Annotated in this window: 19 protein-coding genes; 17 read left to right on the top strand and 2 right to left on the bottom strand. The window is 28.8% G+C overall.

Annotated elements, in window-relative coordinates:
* Nucleotides 1–26: 26 nt before the first annotated feature.
* Entirely contained in the window at nt 27–1,139 is a 1,113-nt protein-coding gene (locus AACL15_RS05190) for a hypothetical protein (protein ID WP_339034055.1), read from the bottom strand.
* 75 nt (nt 1,140–1,214) lie between these two features.
* On the opposite strand from AACL15_RS05190, the gene AACL15_RS05185 reads away from it, so the two are divergent.
* The 8 genes from AACL15_RS05185 to pepF all read left to right on the top strand — a co-directional run bounded on the left by AACL15_RS05185 (nt 1,215) and on the right by pepF (nt 10,338).
* On the top strand, nt 1,215–1,970 hold the full coding sequence (locus AACL15_RS05185) for a hypothetical protein (RefSeq protein WP_339034053.1): 756 nt from the start codon (nt 1,215–1,217) through the stop codon (nt 1,968–1,970).
* Nucleotides 1,971–2,085: 115 nt separating this feature from the next.
* On the top strand, nt 2,086–2,505 hold the full coding sequence (gene rpsL / locus AACL15_RS05180) for a 30S ribosomal protein S12 (RefSeq protein WP_020836733.1): 420 nt from the start codon (nt 2,086–2,088) through the stop codon (nt 2,503–2,505).
* A 48-nt stretch (nt 2,506–2,553) separates the two neighbouring features.
* On the top strand, nt 2,554–3,021 hold the full coding sequence (rpsG, locus tag AACL15_RS05175) for a 30S ribosomal protein S7 (RefSeq protein ID WP_339034051.1): 468 nt from the start codon (nt 2,554–2,556) through the stop codon (nt 3,019–3,021).
* 22 nt (nt 3,022–3,043) lie between these two features.
* Nucleotides 3,044–5,113: an elongation factor G gene (gene fusA / locus AACL15_RS05170; protein WP_339034049.1), complete on the top strand. Its 2,070-nt coding sequence runs from the start codon at nt 3,044–3,046 to the stop codon at nt 5,111–5,113.
* Nucleotides 5,114–5,228: 115 nt separating this feature from the next.
* Entirely contained in the window at nt 5,229–6,416 is a 1,188-nt protein-coding gene (tuf, locus tag AACL15_RS05165) for an elongation factor Tu (RefSeq protein ID WP_339034047.1), read from the top strand.
* A 71-nt stretch (nt 6,417–6,487) separates the two neighbouring features.
* Nucleotides 6,488–7,075 carry a GIY-YIG nuclease family protein gene (locus AACL15_RS05160; protein WP_339034045.1) on the top strand — a complete coding sequence of 196 codons (588 nt, stop codon included), beginning with the start codon at nt 6,488–6,490 and terminating at the stop codon, nt 7,073–7,075.
* A gap of 46 nt (nt 7,076–7,121) precedes the next feature.
* Nucleotides 7,122–8,459 carry a M17 family metallopeptidase gene (locus AACL15_RS05155; protein WP_339034043.1) on the top strand — a complete coding sequence of 446 codons (1,338 nt, stop codon included), beginning with the start codon at nt 7,122–7,124 and terminating at the stop codon, nt 8,457–8,459.
* Nucleotides 8,460–8,520: 61 nt separating this feature from the next.
* Nucleotides 8,521–10,338, top strand: a complete 1,818-nt coding sequence (gene pepF / locus AACL15_RS05150) for an oligoendopeptidase F (protein WP_339034041.1) — start codon at nt 8,521–8,523, stop codon at nt 10,336–10,338.
* A 22-nt stretch (nt 10,339–10,360) separates the two neighbouring features.
* On the opposite strand, the gene AACL15_RS05145 is transcribed toward pepF, so the two are convergent.
* Nucleotides 10,361–11,233 carry an HAD-IIB family hydrolase gene (locus AACL15_RS05145; protein ID WP_339034039.1) on the bottom strand — a complete coding sequence of 291 codons (873 nt, stop codon included), beginning with the start codon at nt 11,231–11,233 and terminating at the stop codon, nt 10,361–10,363.
* A 165-nt stretch (nt 11,234–11,398) separates the two neighbouring features.
* Here AACL15_RS05145 and AACL15_RS05140 point away from each other — a divergent pair, with 165 nt between their 5' ends.
* The 9 genes from AACL15_RS05140 (at nt 11,399) to alaS (ending at nt 23,959) form a co-directional block, all read left to right on the top strand.
* Entirely contained in the window at nt 11,399–12,394 is a 996-nt protein-coding gene (locus AACL15_RS05140; RefSeq protein WP_339034038.1) for a lipoate--protein ligase, read from the top strand.
* A gap of 9 nt (nt 12,395–12,403) precedes the next feature.
* Nucleotides 12,404–13,516 carry a pyruvate dehydrogenase (acetyl-transferring) E1 component subunit alpha gene (gene pdhA, locus AACL15_RS05135; RefSeq protein ID WP_339034037.1) on the top strand — a complete coding sequence of 371 codons (1,113 nt, stop codon included), beginning with the start codon at nt 12,404–12,406 and terminating at the stop codon, nt 13,514–13,516.
* Nucleotides 13,516–14,505, top strand: a complete 990-nt coding sequence (locus tag AACL15_RS05130; RefSeq protein WP_339030078.1) for an alpha-ketoacid dehydrogenase subunit beta — start codon at nt 13,516–13,518, stop codon at nt 14,503–14,505. Before pdhA ends, AACL15_RS05130 begins: the two co-directional genes overlap by 1 nt.
* 23 nt (nt 14,506–14,528) lie before the next feature.
* Nucleotides 14,529–15,863, top strand: coding sequence for a dihydrolipoamide acetyltransferase family protein (locus AACL15_RS05125; protein WP_339034034.1), 1,335 nt, complete (start codon nt 14,529–14,531; stop codon nt 15,861–15,863).
* A 13-nt stretch (nt 15,864–15,876) separates the two neighbouring features.
* Entirely contained in the window at nt 15,877–17,763 is a 1,887-nt protein-coding gene (gene lpdA / locus AACL15_RS05120; protein ID WP_339034032.1) for a dihydrolipoyl dehydrogenase, read from the top strand.
* Between the two features lie 123 nt (nt 17,764–17,886).
* Nucleotides 17,887–19,428: a glutamine-hydrolyzing GMP synthase gene (gene guaA / locus AACL15_RS05115; protein ID WP_339034030.1), complete on the top strand. Its 1,542-nt coding sequence runs from the start codon at nt 17,887–17,889 to the stop codon at nt 19,426–19,428.
* A gap of 12 nt (nt 19,429–19,440) precedes the next feature.
* Entirely contained in the window at nt 19,441–20,910 is a 1,470-nt protein-coding gene (gene guaB, locus AACL15_RS05110; protein ID WP_339034028.1) for an IMP dehydrogenase, read from the top strand.
* Nucleotides 20,911–20,970: 60 nt separating this feature from the next.
* The gene (locus AACL15_RS05105; protein ID WP_339030088.1) at nt 20,971–21,231 is read left to right on the top strand and encodes a hypothetical protein; all 261 of its coding nucleotides are present in this window, start codon (nt 20,971–20,973) and stop codon (nt 21,229–21,231) included.
* Between the two features lie 52 nt (nt 21,232–21,283).
* Complete coding sequence (gene alaS / locus AACL15_RS05100; RefSeq protein WP_339034026.1) at nt 21,284–23,959, top strand: alanine--tRNA ligase; 2,676 nt, start codon at nt 21,284–21,286, stop codon at nt 23,957–23,959.
* The last annotated feature ends 117 nt before the right edge of the window (nt 23,960–24,076 follow it).

The following is a 24,076-nucleotide window of genomic DNA, read 5'->3' as shown; positions in this document are numbered from 1 at the left end:
AGTCCTTATTTAAGTAAGGACTCTTTTTAAAACTCAATAATTTTTGGATGTTGCAATTTTAGTTCATTTTTTAAATTTTCATATCCTCTATTTTTTAAATTTTCTTTATATATTTTTCATGCTTTTTTTCTAATTTTATTAGAGTTTGCAACTATTACAAATGGTATACCAACTATTGTTAAACATCCAATAAAACCAAAAATATTCTTTAATGCAGGAGATTTTTTTTCTTCAAGATATTTAATGTCTCCTCTAACTTTTAAAATATCTTTCGTTATTTTAATTTGGCTTCTCTTCTCAATTTCCTTTATTGCAGCATCATCTAAAAATGCCTCCAAGTAATATAAATCAAAAGTTAATAAACCATGAAAAACTTTGTCTTCAATAATAATTTCTTTTTTCTTTGGCATTGGCCTATATTCAAGATTCACTTTTATTGCTGGAATAACATCCTCTTTTATTATTTTTGGCTCTGGTTTAGGTATTTGGATATATGTTATATTTGAATTTTTTGGCTCTGGTATTTCTTTTTTGGGAACTGCTCTCACTATTTCCTTTGGCATTTCCTTTTCTTTTATTAAATCCCTAACATCAATATTTGGTTTTTCAGCAGGCTTACTAACTGGTGTTGGTGTTGTTCTTTTTAAGTTTATATTTAATTTACTTTTATCTTCACGTTGAATTTTCTCAAAGTCCAATTTTCTTCCTGAAGCTTGTCAAGTATTATCAATCAGTTCTTCAATATTTGATTGTTGTTTTTCTGTTTTAATCAAAGTCTTTGGAAGGGGCTTTTTAACAAAAACTAAAATAAAATTTGACTCTCTATCATCATTATTTTTTTGTTGTCCTTGTATTTTTAAATTATCTTCAAAATATAATTGTAAGAGTACATTTTTAATTGTTGGATTTGTTAAAAGATCATTAGGTAAAATATTATATAGTTCTTGTACACTAATACTTTTATTACTTTGAATAAGGTTAATTAGTGTATTTTTAACAGAATTATAACTTGCAGAGCTTTTATCACTTGTAAAATTTGGGCCGCTTGTTGAATTTATTCCCTTTTGTCTAATGACATTATTTCTACAAAAATCTGCTCAATCTAAAAAGTCTCTTGAATTTGATTCTCCTCATACCATTATTGTATTCTCCTTATTATTAATAATATCAAATGTAGTATGATTATCTTGTATATAAATATAGAAAAGGATTTTATGAAAACAATTAAACCTATTAATTATGAAAGAACTATTATAAAAAGAGTTAATACTGTATATGAAAATTTAAAACAAAATATCTCTAATGAGTTTAAGATTCCTAAAAATATTGAAGAATTTTTAAAGAAGAATAGTCAGATTTATACAAGAGAAGAAGTGGAATTGTTTGGCCAAAATTTTGATAAAACTTTTGGAGAGTGAAAACCTTTAGATAACAATTCAGATAAATTGATTATTTTAAATCACTTAATGTCTATCTTTCAAAATGCTATTATTGTTTTAATCTCTCTTGATGTTAATTTGGAAAAAGAAAAATTAGAAAAAGAGGTTGTAAAAGATTCCAAAGGAATTGATATAATAGTTGCAACTGCCGTTCAAACTTTTGGAGTTAAAACAAATGAACTACTTGAAAAATATAAAGAACTGAATTTAAAAGAAGATATTAATAATACTTTTAAACCCATGGATGATTTTTTAAAAAGAATTTCTGAATTAGATACTCAATCAGCTTTTTCAAAACTAATGGAGAACATTTTAGAATTTAATCAAAATTATAAAAATACATATAAAAGATTATCTACAATTGAAGAGGATCAATTATCAACAAAAAGAATTGAAATATTTATGGAATATATGAATTTCTACTATTTAATGGTTTATTTATTAGAACTTATTTTAATTTATCCTTTACAAGAAGGAATGATGAATCAAAAAGTATTTGATAATATAATGCCAAATATATGCTTATTTTAAGTATTAAAAAATCAAAAAAAAGAGCTAAAAATATTAATAATTAGCTCTTTTTTAATATATAATATATTTTGTGTGATTACAATACACTCGGTATTGTGGAAAGGAGGAACCTTAAATGGCAACAATCAATCAATTAGTTAGAAAACCAAGAAAAGCAAAAACATGAAAAACTAAAGCTCCTGCTTTAAACAGAGGAGTTAACACTTTATTAAAAAAAGTTACTAGAGTTTCAGCACCACAAAAAAGAGGTGTTTGTACAAGGGTTGCAACTATGACTCCTAAAAAACCTAACTCGGCTTTACGTAAGTATGCAAGGGTTAGATTAACTAACGGTATGGAGGTAACAGCTTATATTCCAGGAGAAGGACACAACTTACAAGAACATAGTGTTGTGCTTATTCGTGGGGGAAGGGTAAAAGACTTACCTGGGGTTCGTTATCATATAATTCGTGGTACTTTAGATACAACTGGAGTTAACGGAAGAATGCAATCTCGTTCTTTATATGGAACAAAAAGACCTAAAGAGAAAAAATAAAAGAGTGTAATTCACATTTTATAAATAAAAGAGAAAGGAGAATATAATATGCGTAAACATCAAGCAGAAAAGAGAGACGTATTACCAGATCCAATTTATAACTCAAAACTAGTAAGTAGAGCAGTTAATAAAATTATGTTAGATGGTAAAAGAGGAACAGCTCAACACATCTTATACAAGGCTTTTGAAAAAATAAAAGAAAAGACTGGAACTACTCCAATCGAAGTTTTTGATAAAGCTATTGAAAATATTAAGCCTCATTTAGAACTAAAAGTTCGTCGTATTGGGGGAGCAAACTATCAAGTTCCTGTTGAAGTTTCAACAGAAAGAAAAGTTACTTTAGCTTTAAGATGATTAATTAATTATTCAAGATTAAGAAATGAAAAAGAAATGATTGACAGATTAGCAAACGAAATTATTGATGCATCAAATGGTGTTGGTGGATCAGTTAAAAAACGTGAAGATATTCACAAAATGGCTGAAGCTAATAAAGCATTTGCACATTATCGTTGATAATAGAAAATAAGGAGAAAAGAATATGCCAAGAGAATATAGTTTAAATATGACTCGTAACTTTGGTATTATGGCTCACATTGATGCTGGTAAGACTACAACTACAGAACGTATTTTATTCCATACAGGTAGAATTCATAAAATTGGTGAAACTCATGAAGGTGAATCACAAATGGATTGAATGGCCCAAGAGCAAGAACGTGGTATTACAATTACATCTGCAGCTACAACAGCATTTTGAGCAGATCATAGATTTAATATCATTGATACTCCTGGTCACGTTGACTTCACAGTTGAAGTTGAAAGATCATTAAGAGTTCTTGATGGAGCTGTAGCTGTTTTAGACGGTCAAAGTGGTGTGGAACCACAAACAGAGACTGTTTGAAGACAAGCTACAACATATAAAGTACCAAGAGTAGTTTTTGTTAATAAAATGGATAAAACTGGAGCTGATTTTTTATACTCAGTAAAAACAATTGGAGATAGATTGGGAGCAAAAGCTGCTCCAATTCAATTGCCAATTGGAGCAGAAGATCAATTTAACGGAATTATTGATTTAGTTGAAATGAAAGCTTGAGGTTTTGATGGAGCTGCTGAAGAAGTTGCTAAGGAAATTGAAATTCCTGCAGATTTAAAAGATAGTGCAGTACAATTAAGAGCACAACTAGTTGAAATGGCTGTTGAATACGATGAAGATTTGATGGTTAAATTTTTGGATGGAGAAGAAATTACAATTCCAGAATTAAAATCAGCAATTCGTAAAGGTGTAATATCAGCTGAGTTTTTCCCGGTACTAGCTGGGTCAGCATTTAAAAACAAAGGTGTTAAATTATTATTAGATGCTGTTGTTGATTATTTACCATCACCATTGGATGTTCCTTCAATTAAAGGAATTTTGCCAAATGGAACAGAGGCTGAAAGAAAAGCCGCAGATGACCAACCATTTGCTGCATTAGCTTTTAAAATTATGACTGATCCATTTGTTGGAAAACTAACATTCTTTAGAGTTTATTCAGGAGTTTTAGCAAAAGGTAGTTATGTATTAAATGCAACCAAAGATAAAAAAGAGCGTGTAGGACGTTTATTAAAAATGCATGCAAATAATCGTGAAGAAATAGATGAAGTTTATGCTGGAGATATTGCTGCAGCTGTTGGATTGAAAGATACAACAACTGGGGATACATTAACAGATGAAAAAAATGAAATTATTTTAGAATCGATGGTATTCCCAGAACCAGTTATTCATTTAGCATTAGAACCAAAAACTAAAGCAGATCAAGAAAAACTAGGTTTGTCATTAAACAAATTATCAGAAGAAGATCCAACATTTAGAACTTTTACTGATGAAGAAACTGGACAAACAATAATTGCTGGAATGGGTGAACTACACCTTGATATTATTGTTGACCGTTTAAAAAGAGAATTTAAAGTAGAAACAAATGTTGGAGCACCTCAAGTTTCATATCGTGAAACAATTAAGGGTTCAGCAAAAGTTGAAGGGAAATATGTTAAACAATCAGGAGGGCGTGGACAATATGGACACGTTGTGATTGAGTTTGAACCAAATCATGATAAAGGATTTGAATGAATTGATAAAATTGTTGGAGGTAAAATCTCAAAAGAATATATCAATGCTGCAAGAGTAGGACTAGAAAATGCTTTACAAAATGGAATAATTGCTGGATTTCCAATGATAGACGTAAAAGCAACAATAGTGGATGGATCATATCATGATGTCGATTCAAATGAGATGGCATATAAAATTGCTGCATCATTAGCACTAAAAGAAGCTGCTAAAAAAGTTAACCCAGTTCTTTTAGAACCAATTATGTCAGTTGAAGTAACTGTACCAGATGAATACTACGGAGATGTAATGGGTAACATTTCATCAAAACGTGGTTTAATTGAAGGTTCAGAACAAAGGGGAAATGCACAAACAATTAAATCAAAAGTTCCTCTTTCAGAAATGTTTGGTTATGCAACTGAACTTCGTTCGTTTACACAAGGTCGTGGAAATTATACAATGATTTTTAGTCACTATAATGAAGCACCAAAAAACATTGCTGAAGATATTATTAAAAAACAAGGTAAATAGTACCTTATTATCAAATAAAAAAAGTATTGTACTTTAAACAAAATGTATTTATAATTATTAGGACACTTGGTCAAAATAATTATAAATTAGAACCAAATGGAAGGAATGAAAAAACATGGCAAAAGAAGCATTTGACCGTAGTTTACCTCACGTTAACATTGGAACAATCGGACACGTTGACCACGGTAAAACTACTTTAACAGCTGCAATTACAAAAGTATTAGCAGCAAAAGGTGGAGCAGAATTCAAAGATTATGCAAATATTGATAATGCACCCGAAGAAAGAGAAAGAGGTATTACAATTAATACTTCTCACGTTGAATATAAAACAGAAAAAAGACACTACGCTCACGTAGACTGTCCAGGTCACGCCGATTATGTTAAAAACATGATTACAGGAGCTGCACAAATGGATGGTGGAATCCTTGTTGTTGCTGCAACTGATGGACCAATGCCTCAAACAAGAGAGCATATCTTATTATCAAGACAAGTTGGAGTACCAGCTATCGCAGTATTTTTAAATAAATGTGATATGGTAGATGACGAAGAATTAATAGATTTAGTTGAAATGGAAGTTAGAGATTTATTATCTGCATATGACTTTGATGGAGATGGAGCACCTGTTATTCGTGGATCAGCTTTAGGAGCATTAAATGGTGATGCTAAATGAGTAACTAAAGTTGAAGAATTAATGGATGCTGTTGATGCATATATCCCAACACCAGCTCGTGATAAAGAAAAAACTTTCTTAATGCCTGTAGAAGATGTATTTACTATTACAGGTCGTGGAACAGTTGCAACTGGAAGAGTTGAAAGAGGAGTTGTTAAAGTAAACGACGAAATTGAAATTGTTGGATTGGTTGAAGATAGTAAAAAAGTTGTTGTTACAGGATTAGAAATGTTTAGAAAATTACTAGACTTTGCTGAAGCTGGAGATAATGTTGGAGCACTATTAAGAGGTGTTGATAGAGATAATATTGAACGTGGACAAGTTCTTGCAAAACCAGGAACAATTAAACCACATACAAAATTAAACGCATCAGTTTATGCTTTAACACAAGAAGAAGGTGGAAGACACAAACCATTCTTTAACAAATATCGTCCTCAATTCTATTTTAGAACTACAGATGTTACTGGGGAAGTTCACTTACCAAGTGGAACAGACATGGTTATGCCTGGGGATAATGTTGAATTAGTTATTGAATTAATTAAACCAATTGCTGTTGAGCAAGGTACAAAATTCTCAATCCGTGAAGGTGGAAGAACTATTGGTGCTGGAACAGTTGTTTCAATCGTTAAATAATTTAATAAATAATAAAAAATTCCATAAGGGATTTTTTTTTAATTTATAATAGTAAGTAAGGGTGATTTTTTATGGACTTAAAAGAACAATTTAAAGCAATAACTAATATTAAAAATTCTAGTGATTTAAAATATAAGTCTTTATCAGAAAATTATTTATTACATTTTATTAATAATTTATTGATAACTAGATCAAGTTTTAATAGTTTGGAATTATTTCAAATTAATTATAAGGTTTCCGGAACATATCTTATGTATTCAATAGTCAATAATAAATTAAATTTTTGTTATATTGGAGAATCTAGAAATTTAATTAGTAGATTTAAACAACATGTTAATGGTTTTAAAACTAGCAAGGAAAGATTTTATTATAAAATGAGATCAAAAGTTGAGGGTATTGCAGACATTAACTTTTTAATTTTGGATGAAATAGATAATCAAAATGATAGATTAATGAAAGAAACATATTATATTTACTCAACAAAATCAAAATTTTATTCTTTAAATACTAAATTAGTTAATAGAAAATTAAAATGCCCAAACGGTCATGGTATGGTTAAAAGTTTTTTAAATTATGAAAAAGACACTGAGAAATTAAAGTTAATAATTTATGGTAAATGTACAAATAAAAAATGTAAGGAAACCTTTGTAATAAAGTAGTGTTAAAAATGATATTATAATCTTGTAAATTAAAAGGAGAAATAAAATGATAACAAACAATAAAAAAGAATTTACATTAACTTTAAAAGCAGTTGGCTCAAAGGATAAATTAAATGAGTTAGTTGTTAAAGAAAATGGAGTTACTTCATTAATTAGTGAAGATAAAACTTTATATTATTTTTTAAATGATAAACCTTGTCTTAGAGAACTAGGTGATTCTCTGGAAACAATAATTAAATCAAATAAATATGATTTAAATGTTAATGTAGAGTCATTTGCATCAAAGTTTAAAAATGAAGAAGAGGCTTTTCAAAAAGTTATAGAAACAATTATGTTTGCTGCACATAAAGAGTTTGAAATGAAGGAAAAGCAAGCAGAACCAAAATCAATTAATTTTTTATTTGATAAAAAATTTAATGCAATTTATGAGGAATCAGCAATTAAAATGGAGTACTTAAATTTTGCAAGAGACTTACAAGATTTACCACCAAACATTGGTACATCTGTTGAAATTGCAAATAGAATTGTTACAAAAGCTAAAGAAATAAAAGATTTAAAAGTGACAGTTTATGATAAAAAACAAATTGAATCAATGGGTATGGGATTATTACTTTCAGTTAATGCAGGAAGTAATATTGATCCAAGAGTTGTTGTAATGGAATATAAATCAGATTCTTCTCAAAAGAGAACAGCATTAGTTGGTAAGGGAATTACTTTTGATACAGGAGGATATAACTTAAAGCCTTCAAACTTTCTAGATAATATGAAATTTGATATGTCAGGTGCAGCTATAGTTTCTTCAACTATTATGGCACTTGCAAAAGCAAAAGCAAAATGTAATGTTGTATCTATTGCAATGCTAACAGATAATAGAATTGGTGGAAAAGCAACTTTAACAGAATCTGTAATTAAATCTATGAATGGAAAAACTGTTGAAATAACTAATACAGATGCAGAAGGTAGATTAGTATTAGCTGATGGAATTACTTATGCTGTAAGAGAAGCAAAAGCTGATAGAGCAATTACTGTAGCAACTTTAACAGGAGCAATAGCAATAGCACTTGGAAGATGATTTACTGGAACATTTTCAAAATATGATGAATTCCATAAAGAATTTGAAAATGCTTCAAAAAAAGGTCAAGAACCAATTTGAAGACAACCAATAATTGGAGATCATTTAAAAGCAATGCAATGTTCAAAAATAGCGGATTTAGCAAACTCTGAACCTGGTAGAGAAGCTGGTTCATCAACAGCTGCAGCCTTTTTAGATTCTTTCACTGAAGGAAAAGAATATATTCATTTGGATATAGCTGCAACAGCAGATGCAAATAAACGTGGTAGAGCACCAATGTTAAAAACTATGTTTGAATTATTAAAAAAATAAATAAAATGGGGATTTTAATTTACTTAGAATCCTTTTTTTATTTAAAAAAGTTATTGCTAATATGAAATATAAATTTTCTTTTATTCTATATAATAAAAATATGAAAAGAAATGAAATAAATGAAAAATATAAATGAGACTTTTCTCACTTATACAAAGACTTTAAAAGCTGAAAACTAGATCTAAGTAAGGCTAAATTATTTGTTGAAGAAATATCAAAGTTAAATGGAAAACTAGACAATGAAAAAAAGTTTTTACATTATTTAGAACTTGAAAAAAATATTGATTTTATTTTATCTAGATTAAATCAATATGCTCATTTAATTGATATTGATCAAACAAATAGCGAAAATCAAGAGTTAAGCTCTTTACTAGATAATTTTTATCAAAATTTTAATATTAAAAAAGCTTTTGTATCAAATGAATTAAAGGAAATAGGAGATAAAAAAATTTTTCAATGATTAGAAGAAAATAATATGAATGAATATAAATATTATTTTAATATTTTTTTTAAATCTTCTAAATTCATTCTTTCAAAAACAGATGAAGAATTAATGAGTAAAGTTTCAAGAAGCAGAAATGCAGTTGGAAATTTATATGATTCATTATCTTATGCAGATAAGCAAAACTCTATAATTGAATGAAATAATCAGGAGGTAGAATTAACTTTATCTTTATATAAAGAAATTATGGAGAATTCTGATCCAATAAAAGATCAAGAAAAACGAAGAGAAGCAAACAAATTATATTTTAAAAATTATAGTTCAAGAAAGCATAGCTATGCAAAAATATATGAAGCAATTATACAAGTTCAAAATGAAGAAAAAAATGTTAGAAATTATAAATCAATTCTGGAAATGAATTTATTTGATGACCAAGTCAGTGAGGAGATTTATTTAAATCTAATTAAATTTGGAAAGGACACAATAATAAATTTTAAAAAGTATAATAGACTGATAAAAAAAATATATAACTTTGAAAAATTTTATTCAACTGATAGATTTTTAAAAGTCTCTAAGAATTATAAAAAAAATTTTAGTGTAGAAGAAGGTAAAGATATTGTTAAGAAGTGTCTAACTGTTTTAGGAAATGAATACCAAGTAAAATTGGAAACGGCTTTTAAAGACTCATTAATTGATTATTATGAAGATGAAAATAAATCTGATGGAGCATACTCATCTGGTGGCAATGGTGTTGAACCAATAATTTTAATGAATTGAGATGAGCAATTAGGATCAGTGACTACTTTAGCTCATGAGATTGGTCATTCTGTTCATACTTTATTTGCAGATGAATCTCAAAAATACCCCTTGAATAATTATCCAATTTTATTAGCTGAAGTGGCATCAACATTAAATGAACATTTATTATTTGATTATTTATTTTTATCTACAGAAAATGTTGAAGAAAAAAAATACTTATTACAACAAAGAATATTTGATCTAATTTCAACATTTTATAGACAAATTCAATTTGCCGATTTTGAGTATAGTGCCCATAAATTAATTGAAGATGGAGAGGCAATTACTACTGATAGTTTAAATGATTTATATATAGAGAAACAAAAAGAATTTGGATATGATGAGTTTGATGATAAAGATGAACAAGATTACTCATGACCTTATATTTCTCATTTTTTTCAATCTCCATTTTATGTTTATAAATATGCAGTTGATTTAGTAGCTAGCTTTAAATTATATAAGGATTTTAAAAAAGGTAATAAGAATACAATAATTAATTTCTTAAAGTTAGGAGGTTCAAAACCTCCGTTAGAAATCTTAAAAGAGGTTGGCGTAGACTTTTTAATTGCAGAAACATATAAGCCTTTAGTAGATGAAATTAATGATCTTATAAATCAATTAGATGAAATTACAAAATAAAAAACTGGATAACCAGTTTTTTTTAAACTTCCATTCCTCTTAAAAGTTTTTCAAGATATTCGCCAAGACCACCCTCATCATTACTAAGATTTGTTATTCCTGCTGCAATGTTTTTTAGAGCTGTACTTCCATTTTTCATAGCTACTCCATAACCTACTTTCTGAACCATTTCATAATCATTCATTTGATCTCCAAAAGCAATAACATCTCTAATATCTTTATTATAGTATTGTGCTAATATGTCTGCAACAAAACCCTTATTCACAATTTTATTAGTTAAAGTAACCATTAACTTTGAAGATTCACTTAAATTCCCATAGACATTTCCCGATTGTATTTTAATTGTGTTCTTAAATTTTTCTAATACTCTTAAAACATTATCTTTATTATCTTCAGTATCTATAAATAAAACCACGTTAGTGGCAGCACCTTCTCAATGCTTATATGGGTCAATAATTTTATATTCATCATCAGCTACATCATCAAGATGAAAAAAGTTTTCTATGAACTCATTTTTTTCCTTAACCATTGCTTTATTATATGATTCAATAAGTATATTTGAAATACTTGATTTAATAACGGGATGTAACATTATTTCTTTAACTACCTCTTCACTTATAGGAAAAACTATTCTTTTAAATTTCATTGATACAGGATCGTGTATATGTGCTCCATCAAAATTTGTTAAAAGTGTAGTTAATCCAAGCTCATTAAAAAATCTAATACTTGCTCTATGAGGTCTTCCTGTTATTATACAAACTTCATGACCATTTTTAGTAGCGTTAATTAAAGCTTCTTTTGTAGTTTTATGAATCTCTTCTCCATTAGACATTAAAGTTGTACCGTCTAAATCTATTAAAATTAATCTCTTTTTTGATAAATGTTGTAATTGCATAATTGACTCCTTTACAAATGATTATATCTTTTTTTAGTTCATTTTTTTTGATAAAAAATGAATACCATTGGAAAAATTTAGAAAATAATTTTCTTTATTTAAAAAATTTCCTCAACTTTGAAATAAATACCTTAGAATATAGTTGTATAGAAGGGAAGTATCTAAATGTTTATATATAAAACTTCTTGTGTTGACCCGTCTTTTAACTTAGCAACAGAAGAATATTTTGTAAAGAATAAAAAATATACAGAACCAATTCTTTTTTTATGACAAAATGATAACACAATTGTGGTTGGAAGAAATCAAAATGCTGCTTGAGAAATAAACCTTCAAAATGCTCAAAAAGATTCTGTTAACATTGTCAGAAGAAATAGTGGTGGTGGAACAGTTTTTCATGATTTAGGAAATATGAATTTCAGCATTATTTATACAGATTTAGAAAATAAAGGTGTTTCTTTATTTTCAACAATGTTGGATCCTGTTATTAAAACTCTTAATGAGTTAAATGTTCCTGCAAAATTTTCTGGAAGAAATGACATTGAATTAAATGGTAAAAAGATTTCTGGAAATGCTATGTGAAAATATGAAGACAGATTTTTACAACATGGAACAATATTATTCAATGCGAATTTGAATAAATTAACTAACTATTTAACTGTTGACAGAGCAAAAATTCTTTCAAAAAATATTAAATCAATTGAAGCTAGGGTTACAAACATAAATTCGGAAGTAAAAAATAAAATTGATATTGAAGCTTTTATGAATAAATTAATTGAAACATATAAAAAATCAGACGAAATAAAAACAATTAATTTAAGCGAAGATGAAATAAAAGAAATAAAAGATCTTAGCGAAAAGAAATTTAGGAACTCAGATTGGAATTATGCAAAAAATGCGGACTTTGATTATAGAAATAAACAAAGGTTAGAGGGCAAAGGATCGATTGAAGCTCTTTTAAAAATTGAAAAAGGAGTTATCAAAGATGCCAAATTCTATGGAGACTTTTTAGGTTTCCAAGGAACAGAAGACCTTGAAAATAAATTGGTAAATTTAAAATATGAGACATTTATTTTAGAAGATGTTTTAAATAAGTCAGATATTAAAAAAATATTTGGTGAAAACTTCACAAGTAAAGATATACTAGACTTATTGATACAATAGGAGGTAAAAATGAAATTTATAGGAAAATTTGATCCATTAAAGGACGAAATAGTTCGTGTTATGGATAAAGATGGAAAAATTGTTGATGAAAAATTGATGCCTGAAATGACAGATAAAGAATTAATTGATGCGTATTGATTAATGAATCTTTCAAGAAGACAAGATGATTTTCAAAATAAAGCGCAAAGACAAGGAAGATTATTATCGTTTCTTTCTTCAACAGGACAAGAGGCATCTGAAATTGGATATACAATGCCTTTAATAAAAGGAAAAGATTGATTTTCATCTGGTTATAGAAATAATGCTGCTTGATTAAGCGTTGGTATGCCAATGAGAAATATAATGCTTTATTGAATGGGAAATGAATATGGTGGTCAATCACCAGAGGGTGTTAACTCTTTACCACCAAATATTATTATTGGTTCTCAATATTCACATGCAACAGGAATAGCTTTTGCAGAAAAATATAGAGGAACAGGTGGAGTTGCGGTAACTACAACAGGTGATGGTGGAATGAGTGAAGGTGAAACTTATGAAGCAATGAACTTTGCAAAAATTCATGAACTACCAGTTGTTTTCATTTGTGAAAATAATAAATGAGCTATTTCAACACCTTATAAAAAATCTACAAAATCAATAAATATTGCTGTAAAAGGTATTGCATCAGGAATGCCTTCAATTAAAGTTGATGGAAATGACTTACTTGCGGTTTATGCAGTTGCAAAAGAAGCTATCGAACATGCAAGAAGTGGTAAAGGTCCAGTTTTCATTGAATGTGATACATATAGATTAGGAGCCCATTCATCATCAGACAACCCAGATATTTATAGACCAAAATCTGAATTTGAAGAAGCACTTAAATCAGATCCATTAATAAGAATGAAAAAATATTTAGTTAGCAAAAAAATATGAAATGATAAAATGCAAGAGGAATTAGATAAAACTCAAGATGAACTTATTAGAACTGAATTTGACTGAGCTGAAGCAAATAAATCATATGAATTAGAAGATATCTTTAACTTCCAATTTGCTGAAAAAACTCCAGATTTAGAAAAACAATATAAGGAAGCAAAAGAATTTTTCACTAAATATCCAGAAGTAGCTAAAGGAGGACACCATTAATGAAAGTTTTAAATAATGTTAAAGCAGTTTCAGAAGCATTAGAAGTTGCTATGGAAAAATGAGATGACGTTGTTGTTTATGGAGAAGATGCTGGTTATGAAGGTGGAGTGTTCAGAGCAACAGAAGGATTACAAGCCAAGTTTGGTGAAAAAAGGTGTTTTGATGCTCCAATCTCAGAAGCTGTATTTGCTGGTGTAGCTATTGGTATGGCAGTAAATAAAATGAAACCAGTTGTAGAATTACAATTTGAAGGTTTAGGATGACCATCATTACAAAATATTTTAGGACATATGGGTAGAATGAGAAACAGAACAAGAGGGAAGTACCCAACACCAGTTGTTATAAGAATGCCAATGGGTGGTGGAATTAGAGCTCTGGAATTACATTCTGAAGCTATGGAAGCAATGTATGCTCATACTCCAGGTATTAAAGTAGTTTGTCCTTCAACACCTTACGATACAAAGGGTTTAATTTTGGCAGCAATTGAATCACCAGATCCAGTTATTGTTTTTGAACCAACAAAACTATATAGAGCATTTAAACAAGAAGTTCCTGAAGGATTTTATACTGTTGAAATAGGAAAAGCCTTTAAAATCCAAGAGGGAAATGACTTAACAGTTGTTACTTATGGAGCTCAAACAGTTGATTGCCAAAAAGCAATTGATGAGTTAGAAGAAAAAAATCCAGATGTTACAATTGAATTAATTGATTTACGCTCAATTCAACCATGAGATAAAGAAATGATTTTTGAATCTGTTAAAAAAACAGGAAGATTATTAGTTGTTCATGAAGCAATTAGATCATTTTCAGTATCATCTGAAATTATTGCTTCAGTAAACGAAGAATGTTTTGAATATTTAAAAGCTCCATCAATGAGATGTACAGGATATGACATTGTTATACCTTTCGACTCAGGTGAAGCTTACCACCAACCTCATCCAAAAAAAATACTAGTTAAAATGGAAGAAATCTTAAATTATAAATTTTAGATACTAAGAGGAGAATTAGAAATATGTTTAAAGTAAAATTCGCAGATATTGGAGAAGGTTTAACAGAAGGTACAGTTACTGAAGTTCTTGTAAAAGTTGGAGATCAAGTTAAAATGGGAGATGCTCTTTTTAATGTTGAAACTGATAAAGTTACTTCGGATATTTATGCACCAGTTGATGGTAAAGTAGCAACAATTTTAATTTCAGCAAATCAAGAAATTAAAGTTGGTCAAGTTGTTGTTGAAATTGATGATGGTAAAGGTGATGCTTCAAAAGAAGAAGCAACATCTAAATCAGAACCAGTGGAGGAAAATGCATCAGTTGTTGGTGCAACACCAGTTTCAAATGAAGTTATTTCAAGAAAAGCAAGAGAGGTTGCACCTAAAGCAAATATTGCTTCTCAAATAAGTATTATTGATAATAGCAATGTTGATGTTAAAGCATCTCCATTAGCAAGAAAAGTTGCAGCAGTTATGGGAGTAGATCTTTCAAAAGTTAGTCCTACTGGTCCAAATAATAGAATATTAGTTTCTGATGTTGAAGGGTATGCAGCAAATCCACAAAGCGTTGCGCCATCAATAAAAGCAGCAGTACCTGGGCCAAAAGGGGCAGCAATTGATTACTCAAATCCATTAATCTCAGTTCCTGAAATTAATGAGCCTCTAACATTTGAATCAAAACCTTGAAATCCAATTAGAAAAGCAACTGTTAAAGCAATGACAACAGCTCATGAAAAAGTTGCTGGATTTACAGGATTAAGAAATTTAGATGTTACTGAGTTAGTAAATATTAGAAAACAACTTAAAGGGCATGCAGATTCATTGAGAGTTAAATTAACTTATTTAGCATTTATTATTAAAGCAAGTGCTAATGCATTAAAAGATATGCCAAATTTAAATGTAAGAATTGATGAAGAAAATAAAGCAACAAAATTTGCTCAACAAATCAATATTGGTATGGCTTGTGATACACCTGATGGTTTAATGGTTCCAGTTATTAGAGGAGCTGATAAATTAAGTGTTTTACAAATTGCTGTAAAAATAAATGATTTAGCAACTAAGGCAAGAAATAAAAAACTTTCAGCTACAGAAATGAGTGGAGCAACATTTACAGTAACTAACTTTGGAGCTGTAGGATTAGATTATGCAACACCAATTGTCAACTTTCCAGAAGCAGCTATTTTAGGTATTGGAACAATTACAAGAGCGCCTGGGGTAATTAAAGAAGAAATTGCAATTAGAGACTATATGCCATTTTCAATAACTGCAGATCATAAAGTAATTGATGGAGCAGATGCAGGAAGATTTTTAACAAGAGTAGCATACTACTTACAAAATCCTGCAACTCTGTTAGTTTAGGAGAATTAGAAATATGTTTAAAGTAAAATTCGCAGATATTGGAGAGGGCTTAACAGAAGGTACAGTTACTGAAGTTCTTGTAAAAGTTGGAGATCAGGTTAAAATGGGAGATGCTCTTTTTAATGTTGAAACTGATAAAGTTACTTCGGATATTTATGCACCAGTTGATGGTAAAGTAGCAACAATTTTAATTTCAGCAAATCAAGAAATTAAAGTTGGTCAAGTTGTTGTTGAAATTGATGATGGTAAAGGTGATGCTCCAAAAGAAGAAGCAAAATCTAAATCAGAACCAGTAGAGGAAAATGCATCAGTTGTTGGTGCAACACCCGTTTCAAATGATCTTCTTTCAAGAGGAAGAACAAGAGCTGTTCCTCCAAAAAGATCAGCAGTAGAAACTATTGTAAATGCAGTAAATAATGTTAATATGTCAGGTCTTACGCAAGGTAAAGGTGGACAATTAAAACCAGCACCTAAATTTAATTCAACAAATCCAGAAAATCACTATGAAGTAATAGTTATTGGTGCTGGAGTTGGAGGTTATGTTTCAGCTATTAAATGTGCTCAACTTGGATTGAAAACATTAATTATTGAAAAAGGTAATTATGGTGGAGTTTGTTTAAATATTGGTTGTATACCAACTAAGACATTATTAAAGTCAGCATATTTATATGAGCAAATTACAAAACGCGCAGATAAGTATGGAATCAAAGTTGATGTAACAGGAGTAAAAGCTGATTGAAAAGCAATTCAAGCAAGAAAAGATGATGTTGTAAATAAACTAACAACTGGTGTAAAAGGTCTTTTGAAAAAAAACAAGGTTACAGCAATTGAAGGTCATGCAAAAGCAATTGATAAAAATACTGTAAGTGTAAATGGTAAAAAATATACTTGTGACAATTTGATTGTGGCTACTGGAAGTGTACCAAATCATTTCAATTTACCAGGAGCAAAAGAAGCTATTGAATCAGGTTGATTAATCGATTCAACAGGAGCATTGGCACTTACTAAAATTCCAAAGGAATTAGTTATTATTGGTGGAGGCGTTATAGGAATTGAGTTTGCTTGTGTTTATAAGAGATTAGGAACAAAAGTTACAGTATTACAATTCTTACCAACAATCTTAGAAATGTTAGATAGTGATGTTTCAAAAGAAATGACAAAAGAATTATTATCTAGAGGAAATTTAGAAATAATTTATGGAGTTAATACAAAGTCTTTTGGTAAAAAAGAAGTAATTTATGAAAAAGATGGTAAAGAATATAAAATTAAAGCAGATTACTGTTTACAATCAGTTGGACGTAAAGTTATAACTGAAGGATTTGATAAAATTGGTTTGGAAATGAATGAACGAGGTCACATCAATGTAAATGAATATTGTGAAACAAATATTGATGGAGTTTATTCAATTGGTGATGTTACAGGAAAAATGATGCTAGCTCATGTTGCTTCTCACCAAGGTATTATTGCAGCTAATAGAATCGCAAAAAGATTAGGTAATGAACATGCTGAAGATTTAACTATGAATTTTGATAGAGTTCCAAGCTGTATTTATACTTATCCAGAAGTAGCTTGTGTTGGAAAAACAGAAGATGAATTGAAAAAATCTGGAACAGATTACAAAGTATATAAATTTCCATTTGCAGCAATTGGTAAAGCACTTGCAGATGGAAATACAGGTGGATTTGTTAAATTAATTTGTGAACCAAAATATAAACAAGTATTAGGGTGTCATATTATTTCAAATACAGCAACAGATATGATTTCAGAAATTACAACTGTTATGGAATCTGAAGCTACAATTAGTGAGATTGCAAGAGCTATTCATCCTCACCCTTCATTGAGTGAAGCTATTGGTGAAGCAGCTGAAGCATTGGAATCAGGAAAACCAATTAACTTTTAAAAATTAATAATTAATATAAACACCTTATAAACTAGGAATGCTAGAAATATAATGGTGTTTTTTTGATGTATAATAAAAAGAAAACTTGATGTGTTCTATTTAAAATAGTTAGAGGTTAGAAAAATGTTAAATACGCAAATACTTATTTTTGATTTTGGAAGTCAATATACTCAATTGTTAGCAAGAAGAGTAAGAAATTTAAATGTCTATGCTGAAGTTATACCCTTTGATAAAACAATAGAGGACTTAAAAAAATATAAAGATTTAAAAGCTATAATTTTATCTGGTGGACCAAATAGTGTATATTTGAATGAAGCTTATAAAATTGATAAGGAAATATTTAATCTTGGAGTTCCAATATTAGGTGTTTGTTATGGTATGCAACTAATTACTGAAATATTTGGTGGTAAAGTTGAATTAGCTGATTCTCAAGAATTTGGTAAAGCTAAATTATATATTGATGATGAAAAAAGTCTATTATTTAAAAAGGTTAATCAAAATTCACAAGTATGAATGAGTCATGCAGATCATTTAACAAAAATGCCTGCTGGTTTTAAACAAATTGCTCATTCAGATTCATCAGTTGCAGGTATCGAAAATGAAAAAATGAAGATCTATGGAATTCAATTTCATGCTGAAGTTACTCACTCTGAAAAAGGAACTCAAATTTTAAAAAATTTTATTTTTGAGATTTCAAAATGCAAGAAAGATTGAGAAATGAAGCAATTCATTGAAAATAAAATAAAAGAAATAAAAGAAATTGTTGGAGATGAGCAAGTTATTTTAGGTCTTTCTGGAGGAGTGGATTCATCAGTAGCTGCAGCTTTAATTTCAAAAGCAATTGGTAAGCAACTAAAATGTATTTTAGTAGATACTGGTTTATTAAGAAAAGATGAAGCTAAAAAAGTAATGGATTTATACAATAAAGAATTTGATATGAATATCAAGTTGGTTGATGCAAGTAAAGAATTTTATAAAGAATTAAAGGGCCAAATTGATCCAGAAGACAAAAGAAAAATTATTGGTAAAAAATTTATTGGAATTTTTAGTGAAGAGGCAAGAAAAATGCAAGGTGCAAAATTTTTGGCTCAGGGAACAATTTATCCAGATGTAATTGAGTCTTCAAGTAATGGTCATGTTTCAAAAACAATTAAATCACATCATAATGTTGGTGGTTTGCCTAAGGATTTAAAGTTTGACTTATTAGAACCTTTAAGAGAGTTATTTAAAGATGAAGTAAGAGCTGTGGGAAGGGAACTAGGAATTCCTCCTTTAATGATTGATCGTCATCCTTTTCCAGGGCCTGGTCTTGGAGTGAGAGTTATCGGTGAAGTTACAAAAGAAAAATGTGAAATTTTAAGAGAAGCTGATGATATTTTTATTAGTAATTTAATTGAAACAAATTTATATAATGAAGTATCTCAAGCCTTTGTTACACTATTGCCTGTAAAAACAGTTGGTGTTATGGGAGATAATAGAACTTATGATTATGTGGTTGCTTTGCGAAGTGTAAATACAATTGATTTTATGACAGCTTCAAGTACACACTTACCTTGAGAGTTTTTAGATAAAGTTGTTAATGAAATTATTAATAAGGTAGATGGAGTTAATAGAGTAGTTTATGATATAACTTCAAAACCACCAGGAACAATAGAATGAGAATAGAGGAGAACTTGTATGAATAAAAATGATTTAAATGGAAAAATAATTAGTGAAGGTATTACTTTTGATGATGTTTTATTAGTACCAAGATATTCTGAAATATTGCCCAATGATGTTTCTTTAAAAACGAAATTGACAAAAAATATAGAACTTAATATTCCAATAATAAGTTCAGCTATGGATACTGTAACTGAATCTAAACTAGCTATTGAAATGGCAAGATGTGGTGGAATTGGAATTATTCATAAAAACTTATCAATTGAAGAACAATCTTTAGAAGTTCAAAAAGTTAAAAGAAATGAATCAGGATTTATAACAGATCCTATTACAATTACAAAAGAAACAATTGTTGAACAAGCAAATGAAATTATGGCGACCTATAAAATATCAGGATTACCTGTTGTAGATAATAGTGGTAAATTAATTGGAATTCTTACAAATAGAGATCTAAAATATTTTGAAGATTTTCAAGCAAAAGTAGAAGTAATTATGACTAAGGATAATTTAATTACAGGTAATCCTTCAACAACGCTAGAACAAGCAAAGGCAATTCTATTAAAAAATAGAATTGAAAAATTACCAATTGTTGATGCTGATAATACTTTAGTTGGTTTAATCACAACAAAAGATATTGATAAGGCAATTGATCATCCAAATGCGTGTAAAGATGAAAAAGGAAGATTAAGAGTTGGTGCTGCTGTTGGAGTAGGTGACGACTTTATGCAAAGAGTTGATGAACTTGTAAAAGCTCAAGCAGATGTTATTGTTATTGATTCAGCTCATGGTCACAGTAAAGGTATTATTGATGTAATTAAAGCAATTAGAAGTAAACATAAGAACTTAGAAATAATTGCAGGAAATATTTGTACTGCGCAAGGAGCAGAGGCTTTATATAAAGCTGGTGCTAACGGAGTAAAAGTTGGAGTTGGTCCTGGAAGTATTTGTACAACAAGAGTTGTTGCTGGAGTTGGAGTTCCTCAAATAACTGCAATTAATGATGTTTTTAACTGAGCTAAAGATAAAGAAATAACTATTATTGCTGATGGGGGAATAAAATATTCAGGTGATATTGTTAAAGCCCTTGCAGCAGGTGCTCATAGTGTTATGATGGGAAGTATTTTTGCAGGAACTGAAGAATCACCTGGAGAAGAAATAATTGCCAATGGCAAAAAGTATAAAACTTATGTTGGAATGGGTTCACTTGTTGCTATGAAAAGAGGAAGCAGTGATCGTTATTTCCAAAAAGGTGCTAAAAAATTAGTACCAGAAGGTATTGAAGCAAGAGTTCCATTTAAAGGAAAAATGAGAGAAGTAGTTTTCCAATTAATGGGCGGTTTAAAAAGTGGAATGGGCTATACTGGAAGTGAAAGTATTGAGAAATTACGTTTAGAGACTAAATTTGTGAAAATCACAAATGCTAGTTTAAAAGAAAGTCACCCTCATGATGTGGAACTTACAAAGGAAGCTCCAAACTATAATAAATAAATTGGGGTTCAGTGTATGAACCTTTTGTTTTGCAAGCAAAATAGAAATGAAAGGATAGTTATGAAAAAAATTAATTTAGATGATATTGCAAAAAATGCTTGAAGTAATGCTTTACTTTGTCAATGTGGAGATGAAAAAGACAATTTTGATATCCACAGAATTTGTTTAGTTTGTTTAAAAATTATGGACTACAATGAACATTATTCACAAATAAATGTAAAAAAACCTTGAAACATTAAATTTTACAATAATGATAATTATAATTTAGTTGAATTTAGTGGTATCACAATGGCAGTTCACAAGGAGTGCTTTATAAAATAAATATAAGTACTTATATGCTAAAATTATTTTGTTATCTTTAAGGAGAAAAAAAATGAAGAAACTTTCTGCAAATGAAATTAGAAAAATGTGACTAGATTTTTTTAAATCAAAAGATCACTATTTTTTAGAACCTGTTAGTTTAGTGCCAGTAGAAGATCCGAGCTTATTATGAATAAATTCCGGAGTTGCTACTTTAAAACCATATTTTGATGGAAGAATGAACCCTCCATCACCTAGGTTAACAAATTCACAAAAATCTATTAGAACAAATGATATTGAGAACGTAGGAGTTACAGCACGACATCAAACAATGTTTGAAATGTTAGGCAATTTTTCAATTGGGGATTACTTTAAGAAAGAAGCAATAGAATTTGCTTGAGAACTTTTAACTTCTCCAAAGTGATTTGATATTAATCCAAATCTTTTATACATAACTGTCTTTAATGAAGATCAAGAAGCCTATGATGTTTGAACTAAAATTATTAGAATTAAAGAAGATCATATTTTTAAAGGAACAAGAGATACTAACTTTTGAGATGTAGGACAAGGGCCATGTGGACCTAATACAGAGATATTTTTTGATCGTGGTGAAAAATGAGATCCTAAAAAGGTTGGATCAAAACTTTTAAAAGAAGATATTGAAAATGATCGATATATTGAAATTTGAAATATTGTTTTTTCACAATTTAATAATGATGGGAATAATAATTATACAGATTTACCAAGAAAAAATATTGATACGGGGGCTGGTTTTGAAAGATTAGTTTCAATTTTTCAAGAAGTTCCAACTAACTTTGAAACTGATATATTCTTCCCAACAATACAAGAAGTTGAAAAAATGTGTAATAAAGAATTTAGATATTCAATTGAAAATTATTATAATGAAAATAAAGAACAAACTAAAATTAATACAGCTTTTAAAGTAATCGCTGATCATGTTAGAGCAGCTGTTTTTGCTATAAGTGACGGAGTATTTCCTGGAAATAAAGATAGAGGATATATTATAAGAAGACTTATTAGAAGAAGTTCTGTCTATGGAAGAAAATTAGGAATTAAAGAATCATTTTTATATAAACTAGTAGATAAAGTAATACAGGCAATGAAAGACTTCTATCCATATTTAATTGAAAAAGAAGATATGGTTAAGGAAGTTATTAAACAAGAAGAATTACGATTCTTAAAAACACTTTCAAAGGGTTATGAACACTTAGAATCTATTATCAAAGCAGAAAATGAAGTAAGTGGTAAAAATGCATTATTGCTTTTTGAATCTTTTGGATTTCCAATTGAATTAACTACAGAAATAGCAAATGAAGCCAATGTAAAAATTGATTTAAAAAGTTATGAAAAACTTTTGGAAGAGGCAAAACAATTAGCAAGAAACTCAAGAAAAGATGACAAGGCTTGAAATAAACAATCAGCGATTCTTACAAGTTTAAAAGTTGAAAGCGAATTTGTTGGCTATGATTTAGAAGAATGTGACTCAAAAGTTAACTTTATTTTTGAAGATGAAAAAAAATTAGAATCTGTAACAAATAAAGTAGTATTTATAACTTTAACTAAAACACCTTTTTATGCTGAAAAAGGGGGACAAGCTGCTGATAATGGTTATTTAATTGATTCACAAGATAATCGCCATTTAGTAATGGATGTTAAAATGGGTCCAAATGGACAACACATTCATAAAGTTCAAGTTAATGGAACTTTAAAAAATGGTGATATTGTTAGAGCAATAATTGATAGTGAAAAACGCTTCTATACTATGAAAAATCATTCAGGTACACATATTTTACAAGCAGCTCTTCAAGAGATTCTTGGAAAAGAAGCTTTACAAAATGGTAGTTATAACGATGAAAATGGTTTAAGAATTGATATTTCATATAATAGATTAGCAACTCCAGAAGAGGTAGTAAAAATTCACTCAATTATAGCAAGAGAAATCAAAAGAGAAATTCCTAGAGAAATTATTCACTGTTCATTAAAAGAGGCTATTGAAAAACATAATGCATTAGCATTATTTACAGAAAAGTATGATAAAAACGTTAGAGTAATTAAATTTGGGTCATTCTCTTGTGAGCTTTGTGGGGGAACCCATGTTGCTAACACAAAAGATATTGAAGACTTACTAATTACCAATGTTGAGTCAAAGGGTAGTGGAGTATTTAGATATCACGCAGTAACTAGTCATAAGGAAGTAAGCAGTTATTTAGAACAGTTATTTAATAAACAAAAATTAGAAATCCAAATTTTAATAGATAAATTTAATAAATTTAAATTAAAAGTTAAAAATGATTTAATTGAAAAAGAAATTAATAAAATAATGTCTCTAAAGGCAAGTAAGGAAAATTTAGTAATTATAAAACAAAAAGTAAATAATTTAAAAAACTCATTTAAGATATATCAAAAAGAAATAGAAGAGTTATTAATTGAAGAGAAATTATTAAAATATTCTGATGTTATTCCAGTTAAAAAAGAACATAAAAATCTAATCGAATTAGAAACTAATAATCTAGAGATGAAGGAAATGAAATTTCTTTCAGACAAATTACAAAATAAGTTTGATAACTTAATTATTATGCTTTGAAATACAAATGAAAAGATTTTTATTGTATCAGTGAACTATAAAATTGCAAAAGATAATCGAGCAATTGATCTATTTAATAACAATAATAAATTTAAAGTTAAAGGTGGAGGAAATGATACATTTGCTCAGGGTAAGATAATTTAATTACTTTGTATATAAACATTAATTTTACATATGAAAAACATTTTTTATAAAAACATTTTTTAAAATTAGTGTTTTTTTTTTTTTTTTATCAACTATAATTAAAAAAAGGTGAAAATA

It is taken from the genome of Spiroplasma endosymbiont of Cantharis rufa, assembly GCF_964019665.1.
Classification (GTDB): domain Bacteria; phylum Bacillota_I; class Bacilli_A; order Mycoplasmatales; family Mycoplasmataceae; genus Spiroplasma_A.
The sequence above is the reverse complement of the archived record's forward strand: the minus strand, read 5'-3'. Positions and strand labels throughout refer to the sequence as shown.